Source organism: Chryseobacterium taeanense, assembly GCF_900099685.1.
GTDB classification, from domain to species: Bacteria; Bacteroidota; Bacteroidia; order Flavobacteriales; family Weeksellaceae; genus Chryseobacterium; species Chryseobacterium taeanense.
In genome coordinates, this window is record NZ_FNDW01000008.1 from 1 (window position 1) to 14325 (window position 14325).

Sequence of the window (14325 nt, forward strand, 5' to 3'; positions counted from 1 at the left end):
ATGAGTTTTTCTCTGAGTGAATCTTAGTTTACTTAAACACTTTTCTCTTGTAATAAATGTATTAATTTCTTTTACAAATCTAAAGGAGTGTTTTTTCGTAACAAAGTGAAGAAAAAATGTATCGAGAATGAAGTGTATCCTCAAGCTCGCAAACTTCTCAATACGACTTTTACAAAGTCTACTCGAAGTGACGGAGTGAATCAAAATGCACAACGCGTAAGAATCTTAGTGCGCTTCGTGTCCACAATTAAAAATATAACAACATAAATTAAATACAAAACAATGAAACATTTTATTACACTGGCTGTTCTATTTATCAGCCTCATTATTAAAGCTCAGGTGGGGATTAATAACACTTCCCCAAAAGCAACCCTCGATATTACTGCCAAAACAAATAATGGCACCAAACCCGAAGGATTGATTGCACCCAGATTGACTGGTGATCAGATCCAGTCAGGTGATGGGCAGTATGATACCGCTCAAAAAGGAGCGATCATTTATGCCTTGTCTGCTGCCAGTTCTCCAAGTACTAAAACAGCTAATATTAACGCAGAAGGATATTATTATTTTGACGGAAGCGTTTGGCAGAAGCTTTCTAATTCTTCGGTGCCGGCAGTTGTTGTAACCTCATCAGCTCTTAACGGAACCTATAAAGCAGGAACTGCCATGACTGCTTCTAATACTTTTACAGTAACAATAACTAATAATTCTTTTAGTCCGGCCACTATTGCTTTCGGTACTTCAGATCTATTGCTTTCCGGAGTCGGTGGTTTATCAGTGGCTTCGGTGAGTCCTGCTAATGTCACCAACATGGTCGCAGGAGCAAGTGTGACGGTAACATACACCCTTTCCGGAACCCCGGCAGCCTGCGGAACACTGTCGGCAGCTTGGAGCAAGCTTACATTGAACTCTACCAAAATATCCACGGTGATGCCTAACTTCAATTGTAGCGCAGGATCCTGGGTAAGTGTATTACCTGAATACAGGCTTAATGGACTGATCAATGGAACGGCATATTCCGGTACTTACACATTACCATATACTGTAGGAGGATGTGCTTACACAGGGGAAACCATTACCCAAAGCGGTCTTACACTGACATTAACAGCGGGAACCTACAGTACCAGCGGAAATTTAACTTATACTTTATCCGGAACCTACACAGGCACAACTAATGGAGCAGTAACCTTTACGACAGCCGGCGGATGTACCATTTACTTAGGACCATGTGCAAGCTGTAAGGAAATTAAAGATAAAGGATTGACAACAGCGGATGGTGTTTACTACGTAGATATTGATCAGGCAGGAAGTACTTATACCCCTGTTAAAGCGCAATGTGATATGACGACTGATGGTGGTGGATGGACGCTAATACTAAATTATCTTCATAAAGGCAATACAACACCTTCTCTTTCGGTGAAAACTAATTCTTTTCCAGTCATTGGAAGCACTACCCTTGGTAATGATGAAAGTAGTAATACAGATAATTGGGGACATACCTCAAAAAATATACTCAATACAATGAGTTTTAGTTCTATCCGTTTTTATGGCAAGACAAGTGGTCATAGCAGAATTATACATTTTAAAACATCACTTGCTAATGGCATTTCATACATAAAAACAGGAACAGGAAGTTTTACAGGACTATCAACAAGCTATACTGCTCTGTCAGGACACACTGCTTTTTTGCCTGTTAACACAAGTACCTATTCTAGTGATCAAGATGATCAATCTCTTACAACATACCCATTTTATAAAGGTAATACTTATCATTGGGGAATTAACGGTGCAGGTGTGGGGATTCCAAGATGGGAAGTAGATGATTTTCTGACTAATGCAGCAAACTCGACTTATCATCAAGTTTGGGTAAAATAAAACATAATATCGCGACTTTTCAATCTCCCTGCTGACGCGAGCGTCTCGTTCGTGCAGCTTTAAAATATAAAATAGAGATTCAGGCAAAATGTTGGTCACGAGGGTGATGCTCGCGCCAGCAATACGACAACAACTACATTAATTAATCCTAACCCTAACAGCGGTCTCAACCCTGTTAGGGTTTAAATAACAAATTTAAAATCATTTAAAACCAATAACAATGGCAAACATTCTCCACAAAATCAAAGCGTATCTCTACGATAACACTTTAACCAAAGACAATCCCAATGATTTCATTGCCCGTACGGCAAGCGAGCGTTCCCTTTCCGTAAAGCAGATCTGTGGAGCCGCCGCCAGCCGCGGTGGTGCAGATGTTTCCGCTTCGGCAATGGAGCATGCGACCGAGCTCTTCCTGAAAGAAATGGCGTACCAGCTTTGCGATGGCTTTTCAGTCAATACCGGTTATTTTACGGCAAGCACGACGATTCGAGGGGTATTCGATAGTCCGTCGGATACTTTTAACAAAGACAAGCACAGCATTATTTTCCAGTTCAATCAGGGCGAAAAGCTGCGGGCTGAGATCTCAAACATTGAGGTAGAAATTCTTGGTGTGGCAGAAGCTTCTGCGGTGATCTTGCAGGTAACAGATATGAAAAGTGGTTCGGTTAATGATCTTCTCACGCCCGGCAGAAACCTGAAGATTGTGGGCAGCAAGATCAAAGTCGCCGGTGATGATTCTTCGGTGGGAATCTATTTTGTAGATGCCACAACACAGGCAAGAACCCAAGTAGACACTTCCGATATCGTCACTAATAATCCTTCGGAGGTTATGGTAGTAATTCCTGCATTGGCAGCAGGCACCTACAATCTGGAAGTGGTGACGCAGTTTTCTAAGAACAGTGCTTTTCTAAAGGAGCCAAGAGTCGCTCTTTTAGATAAATTGTTAACCGTCGAATAGGAAATCAATGGTGTCGTCCGTAGGCTTCCTTGTCCCTCGTCCGAAGGAAGGTGTTTCCTTCGCTCGGAGGACAGTGTGTCCCTCGCCCGAGGGATGACGTGCCGTTAGTACTGTCCGTACACTGCCACTCGGGCGAACCGGTTAGTGCCACAGGTATGTGTGGGATCGTTTCACAGGTGTGAACCATTCCAAAATAAAATTTAAGATTTATTCAACAGCTCCGGTTTGGGAAAGATTTCCAGGCCGGAGTTTTTTTGCATTCGCCCGGCTTCTTACGAGAATTTAACGCAATGAGCGCAAGAGTTTATTTGAAGTAATTGCGCTTATTTTTTGTTCGCAAAGGCGTTAACATTCAGCAAATGATAGCAAATCCTAATGAACTTTCAGATCTAATTCTGAATATTAACTAAGCATTTGTCATCCAAAGGAATCATAGCATCGTGGGAATATTAGGATGGGAATATTTGTGCTTAGATCCCTACGGAAGTATCTAAAATGGAGGTTAAAATTTACAGTTATCATTTGCTGAATGTTAAAGTTTATGCTGAGCCTGTCGAAGTACCTTTGCGATCTAAATAATATGTATGCAACATTATAAATTTCTTGCGAACCATAGCGTTAAAGTAATAGAGAATACTGAGGCGACTTGAGGGCTCGCGTTATAAAGGTGGCTTCGGCTCCGCTCAGCCGCCTTTGCAGGTCTGAGAGTTTTAGTGTGAGTATGTTGATGTATAATGATTAGAGAATTCTTATAAAACAACAAAAAGTTATAGAATGACGGAGCCTGAGATGGCTCGAAGGCTCGCGTTACATTGGGAGCCTTGGTGACTGAGCGGAGTCGAAGCCACCATTGAGTGGGAGAGTTTAAAGCGTTGCAAAAATTCCCCTCAGTGGAGGGGAATTTAGAAGCGATCGACTGGCGGAGCCTGAGGTGACTCGAAAACTCGCATTATAAAGGTGGCTTCGACTTCGCTCAGCCACCTTTGGTTTAAAAATTATCGATGTATAAATGACTAATACAATTATTCTATACTCATATTTTGAGAAGCTGATCTTTCGATTCAAAGAACTTTTTGTATTTGAATCATCAATTATTGTAATATGTCTTTTATATTTTCCGTAACCCCTTTTAAATAGATATTCAGAAGTTTCTGTTCTTTTTCACTTAAATCGCTGGTAAACTTTTTATCGAAGAGCATCCCGGCAAAATAATTATTGATTTCGTTTTCGATATACATTTCTTTGTTCTGTAACGCGTTGATGTTTTTAGCTCTTAGTTTTTCTGCAATGGCTGAGGCCTAGCTTCCATTATTGACATTCTTTGGATATTCTGAAAGACTTTTTAATATTCTATCATAAAAAGGAAATATTATAAGGAAAATAGATTTAAATCGGGTTAATTCACGTTCAATGCTTAAATTTGTTCTATGAATTATTTGGAAGCTTTAAGCAGAAGATATTCTGTGAAAAAATTTAATGCCGAAATTATCCCCGGGAAAACGTTGCACAACATTCTGGAATCCGGGAAATTATCGGCAAGCTCATTGGGCCTCCAGCCTTACAAAATCATTGTGGTAGAAAGTAAGGAAATGAAGGAAAAACTGATTCCTGCATTTTACAATCCGTCACAAATTTCCACATGCTCGCATCTGGTCGTTATTATTTCAAAGAAAATATTAGATGAAAGCTACATTAACGGATATTTCAGACATATTTCAGAAGTAAGAGAGACTCCTGCAGAAAAACTTGACCTCTTCAGAAACAGCATCAATCAGCATATTAACCAAAAAACTCAGGATGAAATTTTCAACTGGGCAGAAAAACAGTCTTATATTGTTTTAGCCAACCTGATGTATGCCGCAGCGATGGAAAATGTAGATACCTGCCCGATGGAAGGCTTTCGCCAGGATATCATCGAAGAGATTTTGGATATTAATTCAGACGAAGAAAAAGTAACCGTCACCCTTGCCTTAGGCTACCGCTCGGAAGAAGATCATTTCCAGCACATGAAAAAAGTGAGAAAACCAAACGAAAAATTATTTAAATTTATTTAATTATTTAGACGATTAGTCTTAAACTAAGGATATGATAAAAGCGGATGTATTAGTAATCGGTTCCGGGATTTCGGGACTTTCTTATGCCATAAAAGTTTCTGAGCAGCTTCCTGATGCCAAAATAATCATTGTAACAAAGTCCGACGAAGATGAAAGCAATACCAAATACGCCCAAGGCGGTCTTGCAGTTGTTACAGATTCTAAAAATGATAATTTTGAAAAACATATTGAAGATACCATGCGTGCCGGAGACGGTGAAAATAAACGCGATGTTGTAAAAATGGTCGTCACTGAAGCTCCTGCAAGATTCAATGAAATTGTGGAATGGGGAGCCAACTTCGACATGAAAAATGGTGAATTTGCATTAGGAAGAGAAGGCGGCCACACGGAAAACCGAATTGTACATCACAAAGATATCACAGGCTTCGAGATCGAAAGAGCTTTGTTGGAAACAGCCAATAAAAGTGAAAATATTGAAATCCTCGACCATCATTATGTCATTGACATTATCACCCAGCACCACGTTCCGGGAAAAGAGGTGAATGAAGGAGACATCAACTGCTATGGTGCTTATATTTTAGATGAAAAGTCTAAGAAAATAAAAAAGATCACTTCAAAAATAACCCTGGTAGCAACAGGTGGTGCCGGGCATGTTTACAAAAACACCACCAATCCTACCATTGCAACAGGAGATGGTATCGCTTTCGTTGCCAGAGCAAAAGGAAATGTGTCGAATATGCAGTACTACCAGTTTCACCCCACCGCTTTATATAGTAAGATCGACGGAATGCTGTTCCTGATTTCCGAAGCCGTGCGCGGAGACGGAGCAAAATTGAGGACAAAAAGAGGAGAAAAATTCATGCACAAATATGACGAGCGTGAAGAGCTGGCCTCCAGAGATATCGTAGCCAGAGCTATTGATGCCGAAATGAAAATTACCGGTGATGAATATGTAGGCCTTGACTGTCGCGAGATGAACCACGAAAAGTTCCTCGAGCATTTTCCGAATATTTATAAAAAATGTAAAGACGAAGGAATAGATCCCTTCACACAGCTGATTCCCGTGGTGCCTGCCTGCCATTACCTTATGGGTGGCATCGAAGTCGATCAGGACGGACAGTCGTCCATCAGAAACCTTTTTGCAGTAGGAGAATGTACCAATTCCGGGCTTCATGGAGCTAATAGACTGGCTTCAAACTCATTGCTCGAAGGGTTGGTTTTCGGGCACAATGCAGCTATGAAAACCGTTGAGCTTTTAAATGAAAATAAATTCAATTTTGAAGATTTAAAAGCCGTTCCAGAATGGAATGAAGAGGGAATGAAAATCATGGACGAAATGGTGATTGTTTCTTACCTCAGAAAACAGCTTCAGGAAATGATGAGCGATCTTGTAGGAATCGTACGAAGCAATCGCCGTCTTAATATGGCCCTTCAAAAACATCAGGAAATTGCTGCCGCTGTAAACGAAATCTACCACTACTCTATTCTCTCCCCACAACTTTCGGAACTAAGAAATTTAACTACCGTTGCACACCTCATCATTACCCAATCGATGGAAATGAAGGAAAATAAAGGAGCATTTTATAATAAAGATTTAGCTTAAAACCACAAAAAAAATATGAAAAGACCTGCTTACGTCACAGATAAAGCATTAAAACAATTCATCAAAAATGCTTTGGAAGAAGACATTCAGGATGGAGATCACTCTACTCTTTCCACAATCCCGAAAGATTTGGAGCAAAGCGCAAAACTTTTGGTAAAACAGGATTGTATTCTGGCCGGCGTTGAGCTGGCTGAAATTATCTTTAAAACTTTCGATAAAAACCTTAAAGTAGAAACTTTTATAAAAGACGGCGATGCCGCAAAAGTGGGAGACGTTGCTTTTATCGTAACCGGAAGTGCCAGATCAATTCTTTCTACCGAAAGGCTTGTCCTGAACTGTATGCAGAGAATGAGCGGAATTGCAACCCTTACCCACGACTGGGATTCCCGGCTTGTAGGAACCAAAACCAAACTTCTTGATACCAGAAAAACAACCCCGAATTTCAGAATCTGTGAAAAATGGGCTGTAGCTATTGGCGGAGGAACAAATCACCGCTACGGGCTTTATGATATGATTATGCTAAAAGACAACCACATTGATTACAATGGCAGCATTACGAATGCCGTAAAAATGGCTAAGGATTATATTAAAAAGAATAAAAAGAAACTAAAGATTGAGGTAGAAACCAGAAATCTTGAAGAAGTACAAGAAGCCATCAAAGCAAAAGTGGACAGGATCATGCTTGATAATATGGATGTGAATATTATGAAGAAGGCAGTAAAGCTTATCAATGGATCTTGCGAAACAGAAGCTTCCGGCGGGATCACCAGGGATCAGCTTAAAGAAATTGCCTCTACCGGCGTTACTTATATTTCAGCAGGTGCCTTAACACATTCAGCAGAAAATATTGATTTGAGCCTTAAAGCGCTAAAATAAAGTTAAATTTTTAATAAAAACAAAGCCTTTTTATTAAAAATTCAATAATATGATTTTATTCATATAAAACAACACATATTATTCAACGCATTGTAAATCAGAAAAATAAAGCTTATTGAGATCGTTTAAAAATTAACATAAAGTTAATATTAGTTAAAATTTATTTCACCAATTTTGCAGAAAATAAAATCTAACTATTACTAACGATTATGAAATTAATCAACAAATCAATACTGACTGTAGCTATTACGCTATCTACAGCTAGTGTTTATTACGCTCAACAAGTTCAGGACACTGTAAAAGACACAAGGTCCAAAGATATTGAGGAAGTAATTTTACAAGGTGTTACGGATATCGCAAAGGATAGAAAGACACCGGTTGCAGTATCTACCATCAAAGCTGCACAAATTCTTGAAAGACAAGGAAACCAAGAACTTGTTGAATTACTTAACACTACACCTTCTGTATATGCTACAAAAGGAGGTGGTGGATTTGGAGATTCTCAGATCACTATGCGTGGTTTTGAATCAAGAAATATCGCCGTAATGGTAAATGGTATGCCTGTAAATGATATGGAAGGAGGTACCGTTTATTTTTCAAACTGGACGGGATTAGCAGACGTAACAAGTACACTACAGGTACAAAGAGGACTAGGTTCTTCAAAACTTGCTATTGCTTCTGTTGGAGGTACAATGAACTTCTTAACAAAGTCAGCAGATATGAAGAAAGGAGGGGTTATTAGATTGGGAGTTGGTAACAATGACTATTTTAAGACATCTTTCGCATATAATACAGGTAAATCTGATAAAGGATGGTCTTCTTCTTTCTTAATGAGTAGACAAGCAGGTAGTACTTATATCGAAAATACAGATTATGAATCTTATGCTTATTATTTCGCATTAGGTTGGGAACCCAACAAAAAGCATAATTTCCAGTTTACATTAACTTCCGCTCCCCAGTGGCACAACCAAAGAACTTATTCATCTACAATTCAAAACTATATAAACTTTAATCCTGATCACGACGGAACACCGTATAGACAATATAATTCTGACTATGGTTATTACACGGATGCAAATGGAAATAAAGTCGCATTAGCTAACAGAGCAAACTACTACGCTAAGCCTGTAATGATGCTAAACTGGGACTGGACGATGAACGAAAAGTCTAAATTAAGTACTGTTCTTTATATGTCGAACGGTAGAGGTGGTGGAACAGGTGACATTGGTAGAGTTGGAGGAAAAGGAATCACCAGCTTTTATGATGCTGAAGGACATTTCAATTATGACGCAATTTTCGCAGCAAACCAAGCCGTTAATTTAAATACAGCTTCTGCTGGAAGCACCTTGATCCGTAGAGCGAGTGTAAACTCTCACAACTGGTACGGGATTTTAGCAAACTTCCAACATAAAATTAATGATAACTGGAATTTCTCAGTAGGTACAGATGACAGATATTATTATGGATATCACTATCAAGTAGCCTCAGATTTATATGGAGCTTCAGGATATAAGGATAGTAATAATAAAAATATTGGACCTAAGATTGTAAGTAAAACTTATGATTATCAAAAACTATCATGGAATCCTTTTGGGGGTAGTACCGCACCTATTGAAGACCAAATTGGCTACAGTAATGATGGTGAAGTTATTTGGTATAGTGGATTTGGTCAGATTGAATATTCCAAAAACAATTTATCTGCCTTTTTACAGGGATCAGTTTCTAATCAAGGATATCAAAGAATTGATAATTTCATACAAGATGGTGTAACTAAACAACAAGGGCAAACTGTTAATACAAAAACAGGATTCAAAAATTTATTCGGTTACAACATTAAAGCAGGAGCTAACTATAACATTGATTCTAACAATAATGTATTTGCTAACATAGGATATTATAGTAAACAACCATTCTTCAACTCTGTTTATCCAAGTAACTTCCAAGTGGTTAATCCAACATTGACAAATGAGAAAATTTTCTCTGCTGAAGTTGGTTATGGATTCAGATCTTCAAAGCTTAGTGCTAACGTTAACATCTACAGAACTTCATGGGGAGACAGATGGTTAAGAAGAACAAACCAGACATTTACTTTACCTGATAACACAACAACTACAGGATATGCAGAAATCAGTGGTATTACTGAAATCCACCAAGGAGTTGAAGTAGATGCAGTTTACAAACCATTTAATTTCTTAGAAGTTCAGGGTATGTTCTCTTGGGGAGATTACCATTACAAAGGCAATGCTACAGGAGCAGCATTTGACGACAACAACAATCCGCTTACTTTAGCAGGAACTTCTACATCTACAACTCTCTATTTAGATAAAGTAAAAGTTGGAGGTACAAGCAACAACAGTATTCCTCAAATGACAGCCTCACTAGGAGCTACTGTAAAGCCTGTAAAAGATCTTAGTATTTTTGGTACATGGAGATATGTAGGAAAACTTTACTCCTCAATTGATATTGCAACATTCTCTAACGAAGCTGCACAACAAAAAGGAGTAATGAAATTACCTGATTTCAATTTATTTGATTTAGGAGCATCATATAAAATCAGATTAAGAGATAACAATCAATATTTCACTATTGGTGCTAATGTTTACAACTTGTTTGATACTACTTACATTTCTGATGCATCAACAAACGTATTTACAAAGACAGCTGATCAATTTGCAACAGCAGCTCAATATGAAGCCTATCAGTCTACTCTATACAAAGGTATTGATCCAAGCAACAGAGTATTATTTGGATTTGGAAGAACTTGGGCAGCAACATTATCTTTCAACTTCTAATAAAAAAACATTAGATTTATAAATATCAATCCCGGCTTTTCGCCGGGATTTTTTGCTATATTTGTGTCCTAGAAAAGAAAAAATAGAACTATGGATTTTTACAAAATTTTTCTTAGTGCCCACAAAGGATTCGGGTACCTGGAATTGGTTTTAGTAGCATTATTTATTATTGCTCTTTTAGCTGTCATGTTTGGCTTTAGCGGTAAAGTAAACAAGTTCCTGAAGAAAACCACTCTCTTTACGATGATTTTCTTTCATGTGCAGTTCTTAGTAGGAATATGCTTGCTGTTAATTTTTTCCCCAGGGTTTAAAGCCGCATTGGATTCCGGTACTTTGATGAGTGATTCTTACTCAAGATTCCAGTATGTAGAACATCCTTTTTCTATGCTGATCGCTGCCGTTTTAATGACGATCATCAACAAAAAAGTAAAGACCAACCCTACAATCTCGTTGGGAATTGTCTTTATGGGATTGATCGCAGCAGGTTTATTTGCATTCGCATTCCCTTGGATGAGAGTCTTCGGGGCATAAATATATTAACGTAAACAATTTTTAATTAAATCAATGAAAGTAGCTGTAGTAGGTTCAACAGGAATGGTTGGACAAGTTATGCTTAAAGTTCTCGAGGAGAGAAACTTCCCTGTCACAGAATTAATTCCGGTAGCATCCGAAAAATCTGTTGGTAAGAAGGTGAAGTATAAACAGGAAGAATTTACGATTGTAAGCATGAAAGACGCTATAGCTGCCAAACCTGATATTGCCATTTTCTCAGCCGGAGGTGCCACTTCACTGGAGTTTGCTCCACTTTTTGCTGAAGCGGGAACCACCGTGATCGACAATTCTTCTGCATGGAGAATGGATCCTGATAAAAAGCTGGTTGTTCCGGAAATCAATGCCGATGTACTGACAAAAGAAGACAAGATCATCGCCAACCCGAACTGTTCTACCATTCAGCTGGTGATGGTTCTAGGACCTTTAAACAAGAAATATGATCTGAAAAGAGTAATTGTTTCTACTTACCAATCCGTTACAGGTACCGGAAAAGCAGCCGTAGATCAGTTGAATTCCGAAATCACGGGAGATAAAACGATTGCGAAGGTTTACCCTTACCAGATCTTTAAAAATGCTCTTCCGCACTGTGATGTTTTCGCAGATGATGATTACACCAAAGAAGAGATTAAACTGATGAAAGAACCTAAGAAAATCTTAGGGGACGACACGTTCAATCTTACAGCAACCGCGGTGAGAGTTCCTGTTCAGGGAGGTCATTCGGAAAGTGTAAACATCGAGTTTGAAAATGAATTCGATCTTGATGAAGTAAGAAAGATATTATCTGAAACTCCCGGAGTTGTGGTAATGGATAACGTTAAAAACAACGAATATCCTATGCCGCTGTATTCCGAAGGTAAAGACGAAGTTTTCGTCGGAAGGATAAGACGGGATCTCTCACAGCCCAAGACGCTGAATCTCTGGATTGTGGCAGACAACCTGCGAAAGGGAGCCGCAACCAACGCAGTACAGATCGCAGAATATCTTGCAGCCAACAACTTAGTGTAAACTAACAAAATATAAAAGAGTCTCAGAATTGAGATTCTTTTTTTTATCAAACCTATGAACGTTCAGAAAAATAATAATAAAGATAAATTAGCCTTTCAAAAGATTATTGCCGCATTCGGAATTATTCTCTTCGTCGGAAAAATCATTGCCTGGAAACTCACCAATTCGGATGCTGTATTTTCCGATGCCATGGAAAGTATCGTCAATGTCATCAGCGCATTCATGGGATTGTATTCGCTATATCTAGCCGCCAAACCAAAGGACGAAGATCATCCGTACGGACATGGAAAAGTGGAATTCGTAACCTCCGGAATCGAAGGTGCCTTAATTGCCATTGCCGGACTCATGATTATCTATGAAGGAGTTCACAGCTTAATCATTGGAAAAGTTTTAAACAAGCTCGACCTCGGCATCTGGATTATTGCGGCAACAGCAATCATCAACTATCTGTTGGGCTATGTCTCTATTAAAAAAGGTAAAGCAGAAAACTCTCCGGTACTGATCTCCTCCGGAAAACATCTTCAATCCGATACTTTTACAACGCTGGGGGTTGTGGTCAGTCTCATCGTGGTTTATTTCACCAAAATCTACTGGTTGGATTCTGTTGTTGCCTTGGGTTTCGGGGTATATATTATCGTGGTGGGATACAAAATCGTTCGGAAATCGTTAAGTGGAATTATGGATGAGCAGGATCCTGATCTTTTAAACCGGATTATCAGAGTACTGGAAGAAAACCGCCATACAGAATGGATTGACATTCACAACATGAAAATTCAGCAGTTTGGGGCTCATCTTCACATTGATGCTCATATTACACTTCCTTGGTATTACAGCCTTCGTGATGCCCATACTGAAATGGAAAAAGTGATTATTATTCTTGTTAAAAACATCGACAGAACCATAGAGTTTAATTTCCATATGGACGACTGCAGACCCATCTCCTGCTCTATCTGTCAGATCGCCGACTGCCCTGTACGGGAAAACGATTTTGTAAAAAGACTAAACTGGACTCCCGAAAACGTAACCTCTGTGGATAAACATACAGCGGAATAAAGCATAACCGTTTTTATTCTTTAATTCCCAAGGCACTTTTATAAATGCTGATTTCTTTTTGAAGATCAGCAATCAGCTTTATCTTTTCATCCAATTCTGCAACCATTTTAGATTTGGCATTTAAGACGAATCCGGGAGGATAATAATCGCTAAGCTCAGTAAGAAAATCATATTCCATAGCGATGCCGAGATTCCAGAGGATTCCGAACTGTAGCGAAGACTGTTTGAAATAATTGGTGAGAGAAGAAGGACTGATCGTCATTCGTCTTGCCACTTCGGCCTGGCTGAGCTTTTTATCGCGCATTACGCTCTTTACCAATTGCCCTATATGAGGGTGCGGATGATTACTTTTTCGGAGATACATTCTATTCATCATACTGTTTATTTTTTTAAATGGTTGGGGTTATAAATAGGTCCATTGGCGTTGCGGACTCCTCGCTATGCGTCTTAGATACATCCATTGAAATCTAACATATATAAAAATACGTCTTAAATACATTCGTCTACATTTTATACTAATATTTATACATTTAACATAGATAATTATATATCTTAAACGTATAGAGATGAGCCTTAAACGTCTAAATATCATTATCAAGCGTATATCGACGGTAATAAAACATCGGGATAATAAGCAAAAGGATCAGTGGCTGTATCACAAACCTTCTCATATAGAAAGAAAAGAGATATCCGATCTCAAAATGAGTGTAGATACAGTAAAGATAAATCGGAAAGGTGATGCCGAAAATAATCAGTATTAAAGCACCACCCTGAACCTTCCATTTTTTATTTTTAAACCAAAAATGAATCACCACACAGGAGAAAAGAAGGTTTAAAATAAACCTGAAAAGATAATTTACAATCAATTTCCCCCAATCAAAATCCGGAAAAACCATGTTCTTGTTGGCCTCATGAAAGTAATCGAGAAAAGGGTCATAGAAGATCTGGTTTTCCAAAGCTCTTACCCCGATAAGACCTGAAATACCTGCAATGATAAACAGCCAATTAATAATTTTCATTTTTTTAAAGCAAAGAATTTAATCCATAGTAACCAAAGTATCATAACAGTGCCATAGATTGCAGCAGGGAAAATAAAATCATGGGCTACTTTCCCATATTGTTTGTGATCTGTCATCACGATATTGAGTCCTACAATTCTCAGAACGTTCATAACATACAATAAGACGAGCCCTCCTAAAACAAAAAAAAAGGTCTTTCTGCCTTTATAAAAAGCAAAAACAAAAGAGGCAAAGAGTATCATCACGGATACCGCATTACAACCTTCCACCATTCTTGTAGCATACACACCTTTTACCTTAAAATAAACCTGCTCTCCTTTTATATCATCATAAAGCTGTGTAGGATATCCCATAAAGTTCTGAACATCCATTACCTGTTTTGCAACAAATCTCGAAAACAAATCTAACCCTAGCTGTGCGAATTCATTGAGATAAAATTGATAAGCCAGCAGCAGCACAACATACACAACGATGAAGCGCAGCAAAATACCCAAAACCGGTTTAAAATCCTTTAGCATAATACAAAGATAAAAATTAG

13 protein-coding genes are annotated in these 14325 nt (G+C 38.5%); 9 read left to right on the plus strand and 4 right to left on the minus strand.

Translation table 11 applies throughout. The features are described 5' to 3' along the window. The first annotated feature begins 282 nt into the window (after positions 1-282). Entirely contained in the window at positions 283-1875 is a 1593-nt protein-coding gene (locus tag BLR30_RS11755) for a fibrinogen-like YCDxxxxGGGW domain-containing protein (RefSeq protein ID WP_089858846.1), read from the plus strand. A gap of 220 nt (positions 1876-2095) precedes the next feature. Continuing rightward, the gene (locus BLR30_RS11760) at positions 2096-2833 is read left to right on the plus strand and encodes a DNA-binding domain-containing protein (RefSeq protein WP_089858849.1); all 738 of its coding nucleotides are present in this window, start codon (positions 2096-2098) and stop codon (positions 2831-2833) included. 1091 nt (positions 2834-3924) lie between these two features. On the opposite strand, the gene BLR30_RS17755 is transcribed toward BLR30_RS11760, so the two are convergent. Next, entirely contained in the window at positions 3925-4071 is a 147-nt protein-coding gene (locus BLR30_RS17755) for a BTB/POZ domain-containing protein (protein WP_175443655.1), read from the minus strand. A gap of 189 nt (positions 4072-4260) precedes the next feature. Between BLR30_RS17755 and BLR30_RS11765 the strand changes: the two genes are divergently transcribed. The 7 genes from BLR30_RS11765 (at position 4261) to BLR30_RS11795 (ending at position 12768) form a co-directional block, all read left to right on the plus strand. Continuing rightward, positions 4261-4887 carry an NAD(P)H-dependent oxidoreductase gene (locus BLR30_RS11765; RefSeq protein ID WP_089858852.1) on the plus strand — a complete coding sequence of 209 codons (627 nt, stop codon included), beginning with the start codon at positions 4261-4263 and terminating at the stop codon, positions 4885-4887. Between the two features lie 31 nt (positions 4888-4918). Beyond that, complete coding sequence (gene nadB / locus BLR30_RS11770) at positions 4919-6490, plus strand: L-aspartate oxidase (RefSeq protein WP_089858855.1); 1572 nt, start codon at positions 4919-4921, stop codon at positions 6488-6490. A gap of 15 nt (positions 6491-6505) precedes the next feature. Further along, positions 6506-7366: a carboxylating nicotinate-nucleotide diphosphorylase gene (gene nadC, locus BLR30_RS11775; protein WP_089858858.1), complete on the plus strand. Its 861-nt coding sequence runs from the start codon at positions 6506-6508 to the stop codon at positions 7364-7366. Between the two features lie 209 nt (positions 7367-7575). Continuing rightward, on the plus strand, positions 7576-10158 hold the full coding sequence (locus tag BLR30_RS11780) for a TonB-dependent receptor (protein WP_089858861.1): 2583 nt from the start codon (positions 7576-7578) through the stop codon (positions 10156-10158). A 90-nt stretch (positions 10159-10248) separates the two neighbouring features. Then, entirely contained in the window at positions 10249-10689 is a 441-nt protein-coding gene (locus BLR30_RS11785) for a hypothetical protein (RefSeq protein ID WP_089858866.1), read from the plus strand. Positions 10690-10722: 33 nt separating this feature from the next. Further along, positions 10723-11715 carry an aspartate-semialdehyde dehydrogenase gene (locus tag BLR30_RS11790; protein WP_089858869.1) on the plus strand — a complete coding sequence of 331 codons (993 nt, stop codon included), beginning with the start codon at positions 10723-10725 and terminating at the stop codon, positions 11713-11715. A gap of 54 nt (positions 11716-11769) precedes the next feature. Beyond that, positions 11770-12768 (plus strand): cation diffusion facilitator family transporter, encoded by a 999-nt coding sequence (locus tag BLR30_RS11795; protein ID WP_089858871.1) that lies wholly within the window; start codon positions 11770-11772, stop codon positions 12766-12768. Positions 12769-12781: 13 nt separating this feature from the next. Here the strand turns inward: BLR30_RS11795 and BLR30_RS11800 are convergent, their stop codons facing one another. The 3 genes from BLR30_RS11800 to xrtF all read right to left on the minus strand — a co-directional run bounded on the left by BLR30_RS11800 (position 12782) and on the right by xrtF (position 14305). After that, positions 12782-13144 carry a helix-turn-helix domain-containing protein gene (locus BLR30_RS11800; RefSeq protein ID WP_139164621.1) on the minus strand — a complete coding sequence of 121 codons (363 nt, stop codon included), beginning with the start codon at positions 13142-13144 and terminating at the stop codon, positions 12782-12784. Positions 13145-13349: 205 nt separating this feature from the next. Beyond that, positions 13350-13787: an exosortase F system-associated membrane protein gene (locus tag BLR30_RS11805; protein WP_089858878.1), complete on the minus strand. Its 438-nt coding sequence runs from the start codon at positions 13785-13787 to the stop codon at positions 13350-13352. Further along, on the minus strand, positions 13784-14305 hold the full coding sequence (gene xrtF, locus BLR30_RS11810; protein WP_089858881.1) for an exosortase family protein XrtF: 522 nt from the start codon (positions 14303-14305) through the stop codon (positions 13784-13786). Before xrtF ends, BLR30_RS11805 begins: the two co-directional genes overlap by 4 nt. Positions 14306-14325 lie beyond the last annotated feature (20 nt).

Excerpts from the sequence above, each read along its gene's own strand:
- BLR30_RS11755 (WP_089858846.1), top strand. The coding sequence starts at position 283 with ATGAAACATTTTATTACACTGGCTGTTCTATTTATCAGCCTCATTATT.
- BLR30_RS11760 (WP_089858849.1), top strand. The coding sequence starts at position 2,096 with ATGGCAAACATTCTCCACAAAATCAAAGCGTATCTCTACGATAACACT.
- BLR30_RS17755 (WP_175443655.1), bottom strand. The coding sequence starts at position 4,071 with ATGTATATCGAAAACGAAATCAATAATTATTTTGCCGGGATGCTCTTC.
- BLR30_RS11765 (WP_089858852.1), top strand. The coding sequence starts at position 4,261 with ATGAATTATTTGGAAGCTTTAAGCAGAAGATATTCTGTGAAAAAATTT.
- nadB (WP_089858855.1), top strand. The coding sequence starts at position 4,919 with ATGATAAAAGCGGATGTATTAGTAATCGGTTCCGGGATTTCGGGACTT.
- nadC (WP_089858858.1), top strand. The coding sequence starts at position 6,506 with ATGAAAAGACCTGCTTACGTCACAGATAAAGCATTAAAACAATTCATC.
- BLR30_RS11780 (WP_089858861.1), top strand. The coding sequence starts at position 7,576 with ATGAAATTAATCAACAAATCAATACTGACTGTAGCTATTACGCTATCT.
- BLR30_RS11785 (WP_089858866.1), top strand. The coding sequence starts at position 10,249 with ATGGATTTTTACAAAATTTTTCTTAGTGCCCACAAAGGATTCGGGTAC.
- BLR30_RS11790 (WP_089858869.1), top strand. The coding sequence starts at position 10,723 with ATGAAAGTAGCTGTAGTAGGTTCAACAGGAATGGTTGGACAAGTTATG.
- BLR30_RS11795 (WP_089858871.1), top strand. The coding sequence starts at position 11,770 with ATGAACGTTCAGAAAAATAATAATAAAGATAAATTAGCCTTTCAAAAG.
- BLR30_RS11800 (WP_139164621.1), bottom strand. The coding sequence starts at position 13,144 with ATGATGAATAGAATGTATCTCCGAAAAAGTAATCATCCGCACCCTCAT.
- BLR30_RS11805 (WP_089858878.1), bottom strand. The coding sequence starts at position 13,787 with ATGAAAATTATTAATTGGCTGTTTATCATTGCAGGTATTTCAGGTCTT.
- xrtF (WP_089858881.1), bottom strand. The coding sequence starts at position 14,305 with ATGCTAAAGGATTTTAAACCGGTTTTGGGTATTTTGCTGCGCTTCATC.